This window comes from Paenibacillus sp. UNC496MF (assembly GCF_900113915.1).
Lineage (GTDB): Bacteria > Bacillota > Bacilli > Paenibacillales > Paenibacillaceae > Paenibacillus_Z > Paenibacillus_Z artemisiicola.
This window is the reverse complement of the sequence record NZ_FORE01000007.1, coordinates 154,988-169,108: the sequence shown is the minus strand read 5'-3', so window position 1 is coordinate 169,108 and position 14,121 is coordinate 154,988. Positions and strand designations below refer to the sequence as shown.

Genomic DNA, 14,121 nt, shown 5'->3' with positions numbered 1-14,121 from the left:
GTCAATCGGAAGGGCCGAAATTTTGTCGCCGTGAAGACGCTTTTTTCTGAAATCGCTTACGAAAATGGGCAAAACAAAAAAAGCGGCAGGCCCGGCTTTCGCCTCACCCGCTGCTCGTGCGCTGATAGCTCAGCAGTTTTCCGAACGGCCCGTCTTCTTCGCCGGCCAATTGCCGATACTCCCCCAGCCGCGCGAGCCGGCCGCTCTCCAGCACCGCGACCTGATCCGCGCCCCGGATCGTCGACAGCCGGTGGGCGATGACGATGATCGTCATGCTGCCCTTCAGGCGGTCCAGCGCTTCCTGAATCCGCGCTTCGTGCTCGCCGTCGAGCGCGCTGGTCGCTTCGTCCAGCACGAGCACGGCCGGTTGGCGCAGCAGCGCCCGCGCGAGCACGATCCGTTGGCGTTCGCCGCCGGAGAGGCGGACGCCCCGGTCGCCCAGCACCGTGTCGAGTCCGAGCGGAAGCCGCCGGACGAACGTCTCCGACGCGGCCGCGCGCAGCGCCTCCCACATCGCGTCCTCGCTCGCGCCGGGGCGGGCGATCGCGAGATTGTCCCGGATGCTGGCATGGAACAGGAACGGGTCCTGCGAGACGTAGCCGACGCTCCTGCGCAGCGCGCGGGCTTCCGCGCCGGCCAGCGGCCGCCCGTCCACGAGCACCTCGCCCCGTTCGGGCCGAAGCAGGCCGACGAGCAGGTCGATCAAGGTGCTTTTGCCCGCGCCGGATTTGCCGACGATGGCGGTCATGCCGTTGGCCGGAATGGTCAGGTTGATCGCTTGAAGCGCGTAGGCGGCCCCGTTCCGGTCGTACCGATAATCGAGGCCGCGGCATTCGATGCCCCGCTCCATGCGCATGCCCGGCGTATTGTCGTCGTCATCGGCTTCCGCCACGTTCTCCTCGGCTTCCGTCTCGCATTCGCGCTGCAGCTCCGAGAGGCTTTTGAAGGCGGGCAGGGATTGGACGAGCTGCTCCAGACTGGCTTGCAGCGCAAGGAACCTCGGCCACAGCCGGGAGAACAGGACGGCGACGAGCAGCACCTTCTCCGATTCGACGCGGAGCACCTCGAAGGCGAGGTAGACGAAGCCCGCGATCAGCGCGCCGGAGACCGCCTTGTAATAGAATTGCGAGGATGCCTGCAGTCTCGCGAACCGGACGGCGTTGTCGTCCAGCCCCTCGCACAGCCGCTCGAACCAGCTCAGGTGCGCGGCTTCCATGCCGTTCGTCTTGATGTCCTTGATGCCGTTGAAATGCTCGGTCATGCCCGCATAGTAGCGTTGATGCAGCTCCGTCGACTCCGCGCCGTTCGTCTTGGACTTCCGGACGATCGGCCGCAGCGCGAGGGCCAGCGCAGCCCCGGCGGCGAGAATGGAGGCCGTCAGCTGCCAGGACAGCCAGGCGGCCAGACCGACCTGCACCGCGGTGAACAGCAGCGTCGTCGCGAGCCGGAGCGCCAGGTAGATGCCGTAGCTCGCGCGGGACAGCTCCTGCGTCATGATATGGATGAAATCCGATTTGCGCTTCTTCAGGAAGAACGACCACTCCGCGCGCATCAGCGCCCGGTAGACGTCCAGCCGCATCCGGCGGATGAAGCCCTGCTCGATCGATTCGTTCAACACCGTCAGGCTCCGCGTCAAATACGCCTGTCCCGCCATGACGGCCGCGAACAGGCCGAGCGCGGCAGGCAGCTTCCAGCGGTCTTCGATGCCGCCCAGCAGGGCGGCAGCGTGCGAGACGAACGGCACGCCGGCCGCCGCGCCGGAATCGAACACCCCGATCAGCGCCAGCATCGGCACCATCAGGAACAGGCCGATTCCCTCCAGCATGCCGGTCGCCAGCATGCCGGCCAAATTCGCGTACAGCCGGATGCCCGCGTAGCGATGCAGCTGCTTCATATATTGATAGAGTTCCGTCACGTCGTCCGCTCCCCGGTCCGCGCTTCGCCGCGCACGGCCTCGAGCACCGCGTCGACGAGTTCGCCCGCGCTAAACCGGACTGCCGGCCGGCTCAGCCGATACAGGCCGATGCGGCCCGCCAAGTCCGCGATCCGTTCGAAGTGCCACTGCTCCCCGCCGAGCAGAGGAATCAGAAAATCGCGGTACGTATGCCGCCGAAGCACCGGCAGGCGCTCGATGCCGGCGATGCTCCGCAGCCCGACCGCCGCGTCGTCCTCCGATCGGACGAGCTCGAACGCGCCGGCAAGCGGGACGGGCCGCTCGCAAAAGCGGGCCGCGACCGGCACGGCGAATTTGGCGTCGTACAGCGGCCGGTACGCGCCCGCGTCCATCCCAAGCCGCTCCAGGCTCGCCTGCCACAGCTTCTGCTGCGGATAGGCGGGATAGACGAGCGGCGCGCCGTCGGCGCTTCGCGGCGCGACCGCGATGACGTCGTCGGTCAGCAGCCGGCATCCTCGGCTTAAGAAGGCCGCCGCCAAGGTCGATTTGCCGGCGCCGGATTCGCCGACGATCGCGTACGCGCGGCCTTCGATGACGACGGCGCTCCCGTGCAGCGGGAGCATGCGGCGCTGCATCAGCAGCACGCCCATGCACGTGCCGAGCAGGTACAGGCGCAGCAGCGCGTCGTCCGCGCCCGGGAACGGCGACACGACGATCCGCTCCCCGTCGCTGATGCGATAGATCGCGACGTCCGGGACGCGGAACAGTACGCCGTGCGCCGGGAACGCGAGCCAATCGTCGTTCGCTTCGGCCTCGGCGCCGTGCGCGGCCCATTCCGCGGCAAGCTCGCCGCGCCGAATCTCGACGGCGCTCCCGCCGGCGTCGCCGGCCGCATCATCCTCTGCGCTAGCGACCCGCAGCTCGGCGAGCTCGAACTCGCTCGCGACCCGCAGGCCGAATACGGTATAGCGATAGTCGCGTGCGGTCGTGATCATGATTGTCTCCTTTCGCCGATGAGTCTAGCTCATATGTATAGAGTTGAAATAGTTAGCTAATGTATCTGGCTTATGTATCTGGCTTATTTACCTATCTATTATATTGAACCTAGCGCTGTGTCTAGCCTATTAAGCAGCCTATGTACCAAGCCTACTATCTAGCCTACGTTCCCAGCCTACGTATCCAGCTTATGAGTCTAGCCGATAGGCGCCTTCACTTCGGCCGCCTATCGGCCATGACCTCCCCAGTCCCGTTACATGCCCGGGCGGATTAGCTCGGATGCTTCGCATCGATACGATTCTTGTCTACGATCGAGCCACCGGCTCCATGCATCGTATTCTTGATGTCGAGCACTTCCAGCGTAGGCGTCGTCCATTCTTTCTTCGACTGCTTTTCCACGTTGTTCACCTCCCTTCAATGCCGAAGCGCCGCCTCAGGCCAACCGTTTCAGAAACCGGTAGACGATCAGGCTGCGCATCAGCAGTCTCGCGTTCGAATCGAAGGCCAACTCGGGACGCGGCTCCGTGCCGACCGCCTCCATGGACGCTTTGATTTGACGGACGTTCAGGAACTGCGCGGAGACGCTGTCGGCGCATAACCGCTTCAATTCGTCCATGAACGCCCGCCACTCCGGCCGCATCCGATGGATCCAATCGGCCCCTTGCACGCCGCGATAACGCTGGTTAAGCCGGACTTCGTCGGGCAGATAACCGCGAGTGGCCCTCCGCATGAGCGAGCGGTCGACGCCGTCCTGTACATACTGCTCGAGGGGTACCGACAAGCAGAACCGGATTACCCGGGGATCGTACGTCGGGTCCCGCTCCCAGATTCCGTAACGCAGCGACAGTCTCGTCTCCAAGTTGCCCGTCATATGGGGAAACGTCAGCGACTCGAACTCGTCCAGCCGGGCTCGAATAAAATCGGCGGGCGAGGCAGCCGGTCCGATTCCCCGCCGTCTCAGCCGCTCCTCTACCCCGGACGTCCTGGCGAAATCCGGATGAATCAAGGCGGGCTCTTCTCCGGCCGGCTTGTCCAGCACGGGGAAAGCGGATTTCAGCACCATCTTGAGCAGCCGGGACCTGCCGATGCCCATCCGTTCGCTGAAGCGCGGGATTTCGCGGCCCAGCTTCAGCAGCCGCAGCCGTCTGGCCAGCAAGCCGTAATAATCGACGGCCGAGCCCCACGACACCGTCAGGTTACCGCCCGCGCCAGTCAATAGCACGCCGATGTCCTGCCGCGCCGCTTGCTCGAAGATCCCGGTCATCCAGAACGAATTTTCAAAGCACTTGTACGGAGCGTCCAACAGGTCCAGCCAATCGTCCACCGCCGTCCAAGGACTCCCGCCCGGAAACTCCAAGTCCTGCTGCTCGCTTAAGCCGATATGGCGAGCCGTCGCCCGGATATAAGGCCGCTCGTCGGCGAACCGGCTCTTCGGCGTCCAGTCGGAGAAATCCGCTTGCGGCACGTAGCTGTAAGCCCGCAGCATCTTCCCCGTGCCGCGCAGGGCGGCCGACGCGAAAGCGGCCACCGCGCCGGAGTCCAAGCCGCCGCTGAGACTGGACCCGATTCCTTTGCGGGCGCGCATCTTCGATGATACCGCTTTCATAAATACGTCGCGAAATGCTTCCTCGTACTCGCCGTTGGACCGGAGCCCCGGCGGCTCTTCCATCGGAATGAGCGATCCGTATCGGCGCAGCTTAAGCTTCCCGCCTCCGGCCGTAAACGAATGGCCCGGCGGCAAATGCCGAATGCCGTCATAAGGCGCGGCGTGCAGATCGGCACAGTCGAGCATGGACGGGATCGCCAAAAACTCGGCCAGCCACGCTTCGTTCAGCCGTTTCTTCAGGCCGGGCAGGGCGAACAGCGGATCGGCCACCGTCGCGCAGGCGAACAGCCGGTCCGATGCATGATAATACAAGGTACGGTTTCCGACCAAATCGCGGGCGCCGAACAGCGTTTGCGCCCGTTCGTCCCAAATGACGAAGGCGAAATCGCCGATCAGATAACCCGGCGCGTCCGCTCCCCAGCGGCGGTACGCACGCAGGATCAGCTCGCCGTCGGACATCCATTTTCCTTGGCCGTACGGGATGTTCAGCCGGTCGTACAGCTCGTGCCGGTTATCCAGAATCGCGTCCGCCGCGATGGCCAGCCGGCCGGCTTCGTCGTAATACGGCATCGGTTCTTTAACGGACTCCGGCGTAATCCACTGCGCATGACAGCCAAGCGCCGCTCGCCCGTCGTTCCAAACCCGCCTATCGTCGGCGGGATAGCGATCCAGCGCGCGCATCATCGTACGGATCGCGTCATCGCCCGGACGGGCTTCGTCCTCATAGAGCAAGCCGATGATCGCGCTCATAGGTCCTTCCAACTCCAATGCCGGTTCGATTTGCCCACTTGTTCGACTAGTTCGATTCTACCCTATTTCGATACATTTTGTAACTAAGGAATCAAAAAATATCCCGGCCTTTGCCGGACGATAGTCGGACGCGCTCGACGACCTCATAGACTCGTATCCATGTATGCGGAGGACGGGACCGCGGCGCCGTCCAGCATTTGCTGGTACAGGCTGAGAATGCGCCGCCGTTCGGGAATCATCAGCCCCAGCTTCTCCTTCAGGGCGGCCGACAGCGCCCGCCGGATTTGGGGATCGGGTATCAACCGGCAGCCGTACGCGTACAGATTCTCTTCCTTCCGCCGCCAGACGACGTACCCCGCCAGACTGAACGTCCACTCGCCGAAGCTCAAGGACAGCCGGATCCGGTAGTCCGGGCTGACCGGGAAGCGAAGATGGGTCAGGAAGCGCACGCCGATCGGGCAGACATCCCGTATCAGAACGGGCGTCGCCTTCGACTCCACTCTGCTGCCCAAGACGTCGTCGATCGCCACGTCGGCCTTCACGCCGTTCCAGATCCGGATGCGCACCGCGCCTCTTCGCGCTTTGCCGTTCGTCATGTTCACAGCATTCCGCCTCTTCCACAATAAAATCGATTTCAGATACAATATGTATCACCAAGAGCGCGACAAATCCGCCCCAATCAGGCAGCGTCACTCCGTTCGCCGCCGCGAAGCAGCCGCCATACGAGCAGCATCGGACGCAGGCCGAAATAAAGCACGTGCAGCGGCTTCGGCAGCGGAACGGCCCTTGCGTCCTTTGCGCTGGGGTACAAGAGGGCGGCGACGTAACGCAGCCGCTGGCGCCATGGCAGAAACGCGAGCAAGTAGCGCTCGAACTTCAAATTCACGCGCGGGTCGAGCGGCGTCCGGATCAGCTCGAACGCGGCCTCGGCCAGCCGTTCTCCTTGCCGGCTGCAGGTGATCGGCGCCGTTTCCTGCGGCACGGGCGTGCGGAAGAGGCGGAACATCAGCAGGAAGGCTTGTCCCGCCAGATGCTCGGCGTCATAGCGCCGCAGGTGCGGAAGCAGCCCCTTCCAGTCCAAGCCTTGGCGCGCCAGCCGGTCCAGGTCCGTCAGCCAGCGCAGCCGGAACCAGCCATGGCGGGCGCCGTGCGTCACCAAGTGAAGGAAGAGGTCCTCGGGACCGAGAAAGTAAACGGGGTCGCCCGACCGCTCGCTGCGGCGGCGACGTTCCCATAAGGCCTCGAACCCCGGCTCCGGCATGCCGTAACCGTTCAGTTTCCAATGAATCTCGATCTGCACGCCGCGTTCGTCGTTCCAATACGAGGCATGATGCGATACCCGCTTGCGAGAATTCAAGACCGCTGGCTCCTCTTCCGAGACATAGCCGAGCTCAGCGAGAACGCGTTCCGCCTGCTCTAACTCCCTTTCGTACACCAGCATATCCAAATCCTTCGACGTCCGTCTGGACAGATCGCCGTACAGCTCGCCGGCCAGGATCGGTCCTTTGAGCTGCAGGCAGCGAACGCTTCTCTCCGCGAAGGCCGCGCAGACGCGTTCCATTTCGCCCGAGAGATGGAGCATGTGAAACGTATTGAGCCGGTAAAGCGCCTCGAATTCGCGGCCCACCGCTTCCGGCACGCGATTGCCCTCCAGCCGGCTCAGCCGTTCGTAGACCGTCGGATAAATCCGATGATGCTGCGCCAAGTAGAGCACCGCGTTCCAATCCAGCGCCGGATCGGGTCCACGGTCGTCGATCCCGTCGAGGTCCGGCTCCTCCTCTTCCCGAAGCAAGCCGAGAAGAAACGACAATTCTTTCGGCAGGGATTCCCCTTCCATATCGCCCGTATCAGCCATAAGCCGCGTCCCTCCGCTTCTCCCCCGTTTCGATTCGTTTCCCGAAGACGCCGACGACCGCGAACCCGGCCATCTCCTCCGCGCCGGTCAGGACGCGGGAGCCGCTTCGCAGCCAAGCGTGCGCGATCATCGCGCCGTCGGCATCTCTGGCCGTGCCAAGATACAGCGTGCTCTCGATGCCGCGGCGTTCCAGCATCTTCATGGCGGCCACGGCCCTGACGAGGCACGCGCATTCCCACCAGCTGTGCCGGCTCGCGAGATGCACCGCGCTCGCGATTCGCCGCAGCCGCTCCTCATTCGAAGGATCGCCTTCATGCGGCGTTTCGACCATGCTGCTGCCCAGAGACGGCACGGTCCAGCGGAACGGCAGCGCCTTCAGGATGCGGGCCCAAGCCAGATAGGCATACGCCTCCAGCAGCAGCGAGCGGCGTTCCCGGTCCAGCGCCCGGAATCGCTTCACGGCGCGGGCAAGCCGAGCGGCCCGCCTCACGCGATCGGTTCGCCTGCGGCGCCGCCGACCCGGACGAGCGATTCGCGACGCATCAGCTCGACGAACGCCAGCAGCTCGGAGCGGCATGCCGACGCCTCGACGTCATACTCGCCCAGCAGGACGGCCTCGATTTTGCCGATCGATACGGGCTGCCCGGCCAGCTCCCAGATGCGCCCTCCGACCCGGCCGAGGTTGTAATAGTTCCCGCTGCCTATGCTCAGAAGGACTTTCTCGCCGTTCATATCGCTGGCCAAGTGGCCCGACGTCTGAACGATCCACGTATCCGCCGCCAGCGGCTGCGCGTTCGTGCTCATGCGTATGCGACCCCTCTCCTATTTTTGATCCCGTTATGATACGAATTGTATCACTACCTGCGAAAATATTCCACTATGTATCAAAAATTTTCATGGATCGCCATTGTCTTTCGCGCGAACCCTCAATTCATCTTCCGCCATAAGCCGAGGCTTTCCGGATCCAGCTCTTCCACGCCGGCGAGCAGATAACGGCGGCCGTCCGCGTCCGTCAGCACGAACCGGCCCGGCGCGACGGGATGGATGTGCTCGTGCAGGTTTTCCATGCGTATCGCGCACTTCCCGTAATCGGTATCCACCTGCCACACCCATTCGGCGCGCTGCTTGACCACGGCAAGAATACGCTTGATGGACGGCACGATGTACTGCCTGCGCAGCTCTTCCTGCGCCAGACGCAGCCCGCTCTCTCCCAGATCCGTCAAATCCCGCAGCAGCGCGATTTCCTCGCCGTCCTCCGTTCGGACGGAGATGAACCTGTCGGGGAACGAGAAAGGGAAATTGCGGATCAATCTGATCCGCTCGTGCGTGACGCCGTCCTTCTCGGCGGCCAGCGAGCCGTCGGGCAGGCGAAGCAGCGCGACGGCCGGCTTCGGCTTCGGTTTCAAATACAAGACGTTCGACATGGTTAACCAACCTCCAGCGGGGATTCCGTAAGCTGCTGCTGCGATTCGACGAGCCGGTAGTAGGCGCCCCGGCGCGCGTACAATTCTTCGTGCGTGCCGACCTCGCCGATCCGGCCCTTGTCCAGCACCACCAGCCGGTCGGCGCCTTGCAGGGTCGACAGCCGATGCGCGATGGCGATCGTCGTCCGTCCTTGGATCAAGCGGTCAAGCGCCTGCCGGATTTGCCGCTCCGTCTCCGAGTCCACGGAGGCGGTCGCTTCATCGAGAATGAGGATGCGCGGATCGAGCAGCACCGCCCTGGCGATGGCGATCCGCTGCTTTTCGCCCCCGGAGAGCCGGTGACCGCGCTCCCCGACCATGGTGTCGTAGCCTTCCGCCATCCGGCTGATGAACGCGTGCGCGTTCGCCGTCTTGGCGGCCGCGATGATGGCCTCCGGATCGGCGTCCGGCAGACCGTACGCGATGTTTTGCGCGATCGTGCCGTCGAAGAGGAACGTCTCCTGCAGCACGACGCCGATGTGGCGGCGCAAGCTCTCCTGCTCGATGTCCCGCAAATCCCGCCCGTCGAGCAGGATGGCGCCTTCGCTCGGGTCGTAGAAGCGGCAGATCAGGTTGATCAACGTCGTCTTGCCCGCGCCGGAATGACCGACGACGCCGATCATTTCGCCGGGCTGGATCGTGAATTGAATGCCCTTCAGCACCGTGGTGTCGCGCTCGTAGCCGAAATGAACGTTCTGAAACCGGATCTCGCCTTCCACGGCCTCCAGCCTCTCGGCTTCCGGCTTATCCGCCACGTCGATCGGCGCGTCCATCGTCTCGAATACCCGCTCGGCGGCGCTGGAGGCCTGCGTCATCCAATTCATCGAAGAGGCCAGCAGCTGCACCGGTCCGTAAAACATAAGCAGGTAGCTCGAAAACGCCATCAGCGTCCCGACCGTCATTTCCCCGTCCATAACCAAGCGGCCGCCTTTGAACCAAATGATCAGGCCGACGAAGGACGTCGACAGCGCGAACAACGGTCCCATCCCGAGCCACAGGTTGGAGATGGACACCGTCCGCCTGACCTGCTCCTCGTTGGCGCGGTCGAATCGCTCGCGCTCCGCCCCTTCCTGGGCGAAGGCTTTAATGACGCGAATGCCTTGGAGCGTCTCCCCGATCCGGTTCTGCATGGTCATCTGCGACTGCCACTGGCTGTACCAGAGCCTCCTTGCCCGCGGCCAGATCCAGAGGAACCCGGCGCCGATGAGCGGCACGGGCAGCAGGAGATAGAGCGTGAGCTCCCAGCTCATATAGAGCAGCATGCCGAGGATGGAGGCCGCGAGCAGCAGCTGCGACACGAACTGGATGATGCCTTCGTTCAGCACGAATTTGAGCGACTCCGTGTCGCCCTGAATCCGTCCGATGAATTGGGATACCTGGCGCCGGTCGTAATATCGGAGAGACAGCCGCATGAGCGAGCGGAACATGTCGCGCCGGATATCGCCGATCAGCTTGCCCCCGATCACGGTGCCGAGGTAGTTGCGCGCCATCTGCATGCCGGCGCTGACGACATAGATCAGTCCGAGGCCTGCCGCGGCGGCGCCCAGCACGGCGAAGCTCGCGCCCGGCGAGACGATATTGTCGATGAGCAGCTTGGTCAGGAAAGGCGGGAATAGCTCGAGCATAACGGAGGCGATCAGGAGAATCGCGCTGCCGAGCAGCGCTTTGCGGTACGGGGTGCTGTAGGCGAGGATGCGCTTCAGCATGCTCCATTTATTGCTGCAGCGCATGCATTTGGACCGGCCCAGCTTCACCGGCTTGCCGCAGCGGGGACAGGCGCGGCTGTCCGCCCGGACGGCGGTTTCCGCTTCCGAAGGCTCGTCCGCGGGGGATACGGCGAGCCACGCCGTCAGCGCGGGCAGCGCATGACGGCAGGCTTCCAGGTAAGGGAGCGTGAAGCGCCCCGCTTCCACGGTTCCGCCCGCCGTCGCGAGCAGGAGCGCGCCGCCGCCGACCGCCTCCCGTACCTCGAACGACAGAATCGACGCCTTCGGTACGGTCATGGCGATGCGGCCGCTCGCGTCCGAGACTTGGAAAGCGCTAGACGTCGCAAAGATCTGATACCGCTCGAACCGGTGGTCGCGGGCGACATCCGCCTGCAAGGTCAGCCACGGCTGTTCAGGCATAGGACACGAGCCCCGCCGCGAGCAGATCCTCGATGAACGCTTCCACGTCCGCCGCCACCTCGTCGCCGCCGTCCTCGAACTCCAGCCGAATCTGCCCGGCCAGCGAATGGACGTTCGGATACTCCGGCAGCTTCGACCAGATGTAACCGCCGAGTCCGTTCAGCTTGATGACGACCTGCGTGTCGACGTTCATCAGCACCCATTCGTCGTCCAATTCCGCGACCTCCAACTGCGCGTCATTGCGCACGAGCGCTCTGCGCGAAAGCTCCGTTTCGTTCATCATGAGATCCTCTCCCAGAAAGTCGCGTTTTTTTGAAAATAAAGCTGATGGGCGGACGCATGCTGGACGACCGCTTTGGTCAGCCAAATCATGTTGGCCGTCTCCAACCGGTTATGCTTCCAATAGAACACTTTATCCAGCAGCGTCAGGAACGCGTCGCTCTTGCTGAGCGGCGTCGTGTAGACGTCCGGCGACTGGTTCAGGAACAGGATGCCCGCAAGCGCGCAGCTGGGCACGCTGCACGGCGTCTCCACGTCGCTGCGGAAAGGCGAATCGTACACGCGGATCGCGCCGTCGCTCTCCACGTGAAGGTACGTCGCTTCGTCCGACAGAATCGGGCGCGGATAGGACAGCTCGACGACGGTCGACTTGCCCGCGCCGGACGGACCGGCGAACATGTATGCCTTGTCGTCCTGGATCAGGCAGGAGGAGTGCACGAGCAGCCCTTCGCGGCGGTGTATGAGGAAGGCGCTGTACAGATTGATCAGCGCGTGCTTCATCGCCAGCTCGTCGAAGACGTAGATCTCGGCTTCGCAATAATGGGACGAAGCGATCAGCTTGTAGTCGGAACGCATATATAGGATCGCGGAGCCGGTGTCTTCGATGACGGGATCTTCATCGTCGTAGGGTCCGCCGTAGAAGTCGTGGATCGTGATGCGCAGCTCGGCGCCCCGGGTTTCCGTCACGTCCGGGCGGACGCCGGGCTCAAGCGCCTTGAAATGCGCCGCGACCCATTCGTACAGATGCGCGGTCGCGATTTGGAAATAGAGGAGGTTCGGTCCGACAACGGCTTCGTATTTGTACATGGGATTCCATCCTTATGGAAGTTAGTCGGGCTGGCGCCCATTTCGCAGAAGAGCGGACCGAAGTCCGCTCCGCCGCAAGCTTGCCGGTTACCGATTAATGGATATGACGGCAGAGAAGCTTTTTCAACTTCGCCTCGAACGGATCGTGAGGCGGCGTACGGCACCATTTCGCAAAATCCGAGTTGGACGGGATGTGCGTGCCGAAGTTCAGGTTGGAAATGGTCAGAATCCGCGGCTTCGTATACCTCTTCATGAGAATCACTCTCCTTTTCCTTTAATTTATGATACAAATTGTATCAAGTCAAGCGTTTCCGCACAATTATTTCGCGCCGGCTAGCTGCGCTTGTGCGGGGTCGGCTTGATATGACCAGAGCAATTTCCACGCGCCCGCTTCGTACGCCGCAAAGCAGTTCTGCACCAGCTGGAAGTTGCCGTACGGACTGTAGAAGGTTTCGGTTACGGGCACCTGGTAGACCTTCGGAATCGGCGCGGCGGCCGCGTCCATCCGCCAGTCGGCGACCGCCTTCGCCGCGCCGAGCTCCACGTCGAAGGTGTCGACGCCGAAATCCTGCATCATAACGTGCGCCCGCTTCTGTATATAGCCGGCTTTGTCGAAGCGCTGCTGCATGAGCGGATGAAACAGCTCCCAGGCGCTGCCGAAGTCTCCCGCCTGCTCGAACCGGTAGAACTGCTCCACCGCTTGAAGCGCGCCCTCGCTGTCGCTGCCCGGCAGCAGCCGCTTGGCGTTGTGCCAGGCCAGCCCGATGACGGCGACGATGACCGCGCCGACGAACAGCTGCAGCACCGGCAGCCGCCTGCCTCGTCCAAGGCGTCCCACGGCGATCCCTCCCTTGTCCTAAAGCTCCTTCACTTTATGACGGGAGAGAAGCGTTTATGCCGCAGCCGGGAGACGAGCAGCCAGATCAGCCAGAGGAGCAGGCCGGCGGCGGCTCCCGCCAGATCGACGAGCACGTCCTCCGGATTCGACGTCCGGCCGGGGATGCGCCGCTGGTTGATTTCGTCCAGCGAAGCGACCAGCAGCACGAGCAACAAGGGAATCGGCCACCGCCTCGACAGGCGGCGGCCGGCTCGGAACGCGACGGCTCCAAGGCAGGCGAGCACGGCGTACACGAACAGATGCGCGCCCTTGCGGAACAGAAACTCCAGCACGCCGTACGGATCCTGGTGCGCGACGTACTCGGCGTCGTGATAACGGAACGTCATGTCGGGCAGCAGCGCCTTGGCGCGGGACTCCGACAGACTGTGGTGCAGCTTCGGTTGGATGCTCTGTTCTTGATAGGTTTGCGAGGAGAAGACGAAGATGAGCGCGACCCAGCCCAGGAGCGCAAGCCGGGCGATCCTCACCCATGCCGCGGCGCTCATTTGGACGCCAGCTGCGTCTGCTTGCTCATGTGGGCCTTCAGCTCGTTATGGATTCGCGCGCGCTCCTTCTCGTCCACGAGGTAATACCAGATGCCGTCGATGATCTTGCCCGTGCCCTTGATCTCCACCGTCTCGATGCTCTTGATCTGAGGCCGGTAATCGGCGGCGAACGTCTTCATCTCGCCGAACGTCACGTCCGTCTTGACGCTGTCCCCGAGCTCGCTCAGCATCGACTGCAGGTGGACGACGTTGTTGACGCTGGCGGCATTGTTCATGATTTCCTGCAAAATATCCCGCTGCCGGGAATTGCGTCCGAAATCGCCGCGCGGATCGTCGTACCGCATCCGGGAATACTTCAACGCTTCGGCGCCATTCAGCGCGAGGTGGCCTTGCTTGAACGAATAGCCCTCGTAATCGAAGGCGAACGGATTATCGACTTCAACGCCCCCGATCAGATCGATCAGGCGGGCGAAACCTTCCATGTTCACTTTAACGTAATAGTCGATCGGATAATCGAGGAAATTTTCCACGGTCGCCATCGACATCTGCACGCCGCCGAAGGCGTACGCGTGATTGATTTTATCGACCGTATGGTGTCCGATAATGTCCGTGCGGGTATCGCGCGGAATGTTGAACATCAGCATGTTGTGCTTCTCCGGATTGACGCTTAGGACGATCATCGTGTCGGAGCGGCCCCGATCGCCCGCGCGCTGGTCGACGCCGAGCACGAGGACCGTGAACGGATCCAGCTGCTTCATCTTCACCGGCTCGGCCGGCTTCTTGACTTCGGTGTCCTTGCTGACGTAAACCGGCTTGACCGGACCCAGATCTTCGTACATTTTAGCTGCCGTCGACTTGACGGAGTGGTAGGTATACCAGGTAAAAGCACCGGCCGCGATCAGAATGAGCGCGACGGCGGATCCCGACCAAATGAAGACGCGCTTCATCTTTTTCTTCATGGT

At 63.0% G+C, this 14,121-nt stretch carries 16 protein-coding genes; all 16 read right to left on the bottom strand.

Features of this window, described 5'->3' with window-relative positions; genetic code table 11:
- Positions 1 to 103 precede the first annotated feature (103 nt).
- On the bottom strand, positions 104 to 1,915 hold the full coding sequence (locus BMZ79_RS12460; protein WP_371263715.1) for an ABC transporter ATP-binding protein: 1,812 nt from the start codon (positions 1,913 to 1,915) through the stop codon (positions 104 to 106).
- Positions 1,912 to 2,889, bottom strand: coding sequence for a phosphoenolpyruvate carboxykinase (ATP) (locus tag BMZ79_RS12455; RefSeq protein WP_090640591.1), 978 nt, complete (start codon positions 2,887 to 2,889; stop codon positions 1,912 to 1,914). The genes BMZ79_RS12460 and BMZ79_RS12455 overlap by 4 nt, the downstream gene beginning before the upstream one ends.
- A 271-nt stretch (positions 2,890 to 3,160) precedes the next feature.
- Positions 3,161 to 3,289: a paeninodin family lasso peptide gene (locus BMZ79_RS33605; protein WP_143088948.1), complete on the bottom strand. Its 129-nt coding sequence runs from the start codon at positions 3,287 to 3,289 to the stop codon at positions 3,161 to 3,163.
- Between the two features lie 34 nt (positions 3,290 to 3,323).
- Positions 3,324 to 5,246 carry an asparagine synthase-related protein gene (locus tag BMZ79_RS12450; RefSeq protein WP_090640588.1) on the bottom strand — a complete coding sequence of 641 codons (1,923 nt, stop codon included), beginning with the start codon at positions 5,244 to 5,246 and terminating at the stop codon, positions 3,324 to 3,326.
- A gap of 143 nt (positions 5,247 to 5,389) precedes the next feature.
- Positions 5,390 to 5,848: a hypothetical protein gene (locus BMZ79_RS12445; RefSeq protein ID WP_143088947.1), complete on the bottom strand. Its 459-nt coding sequence runs from the start codon at positions 5,846 to 5,848 to the stop codon at positions 5,390 to 5,392.
- A 77-nt stretch (positions 5,849 to 5,925) separates the two neighbouring features.
- On the bottom strand, positions 5,926 to 7,101 hold the full coding sequence (locus BMZ79_RS12440) for a nucleotidyltransferase domain-containing protein (RefSeq protein WP_090640584.1): 1,176 nt from the start codon (positions 7,099 to 7,101) through the stop codon (positions 5,926 to 5,928).
- A complete protein-coding gene (locus tag BMZ79_RS12435; RefSeq protein WP_256252701.1) occupies positions 7,094 to 7,561 on the bottom strand; it encodes a lasso peptide biosynthesis B2 protein in 468 nt (155 codons plus the stop codon). Before BMZ79_RS12435 ends, BMZ79_RS12440 begins: the two co-directional genes overlap by 8 nt.
- Before the next feature lie 26 nt (positions 7,562 to 7,587).
- Complete coding sequence (locus tag BMZ79_RS12430) at positions 7,588 to 7,905, bottom strand: lasso peptide biosynthesis PqqD family chaperone (protein ID WP_090640578.1); 318 nt, start codon at positions 7,903 to 7,905, stop codon at positions 7,588 to 7,590.
- A gap of 122 nt (positions 7,906 to 8,027) precedes the next feature.
- On the bottom strand, positions 8,028 to 8,525 hold the full coding sequence (locus BMZ79_RS12425) for a DUF1854 domain-containing protein (RefSeq protein WP_090640574.1): 498 nt from the start codon (positions 8,523 to 8,525) through the stop codon (positions 8,028 to 8,030).
- A 2-nt stretch (positions 8,526 to 8,527) separates the two neighbouring features.
- Entirely contained in the window at positions 8,528 to 10,690 is a 2,163-nt protein-coding gene (locus tag BMZ79_RS12420; RefSeq protein ID WP_090640570.1) for an ABC transporter ATP-binding protein, read from the bottom strand.
- On the bottom strand, positions 10,683 to 10,973 hold the full coding sequence (locus BMZ79_RS12415; RefSeq protein WP_090640567.1) for a PqqD family protein: 291 nt from the start codon (positions 10,971 to 10,973) through the stop codon (positions 10,683 to 10,685). Before BMZ79_RS12415 ends, BMZ79_RS12420 begins: the two co-directional genes overlap by 8 nt.
- Positions 10,970 to 11,776 (bottom strand): hypothetical protein, encoded by an 807-nt coding sequence (locus BMZ79_RS12410; RefSeq protein ID WP_090640565.1) that lies wholly within the window; start codon positions 11,774 to 11,776, stop codon positions 10,970 to 10,972. Before BMZ79_RS12410 ends, BMZ79_RS12415 begins: the two co-directional genes overlap by 4 nt.
- Positions 11,777 to 11,870: 94 nt before the next feature.
- A complete protein-coding gene (locus BMZ79_RS34265; protein ID WP_177222123.1) occupies positions 11,871 to 12,029 on the bottom strand; it encodes a hypothetical protein in 159 nt (52 codons plus the stop codon).
- Positions 12,030 to 12,095: 66 nt separating this feature from the next.
- Positions 12,096 to 12,614, bottom strand: coding sequence for a hypothetical protein (locus BMZ79_RS12405; RefSeq protein ID WP_143088946.1), 519 nt, complete (start codon positions 12,612 to 12,614; stop codon positions 12,096 to 12,098).
- Between the two features lie 29 nt (positions 12,615 to 12,643).
- Complete coding sequence (locus tag BMZ79_RS12400; RefSeq protein ID WP_090640559.1) at positions 12,644 to 13,159, bottom strand: VanZ family protein; 516 nt, start codon at positions 13,157 to 13,159, stop codon at positions 12,644 to 12,646.
- Positions 13,156 to 14,118 (bottom strand): LCP family glycopolymer transferase, encoded by a 963-nt coding sequence (locus BMZ79_RS12395; RefSeq protein ID WP_090640556.1) that lies wholly within the window; start codon positions 14,116 to 14,118, stop codon positions 13,156 to 13,158. Before BMZ79_RS12395 ends, BMZ79_RS12400 begins: the two co-directional genes overlap by 4 nt.
- Between the last annotated feature and the right edge of the window lie 3 nt (positions 14,119 to 14,121).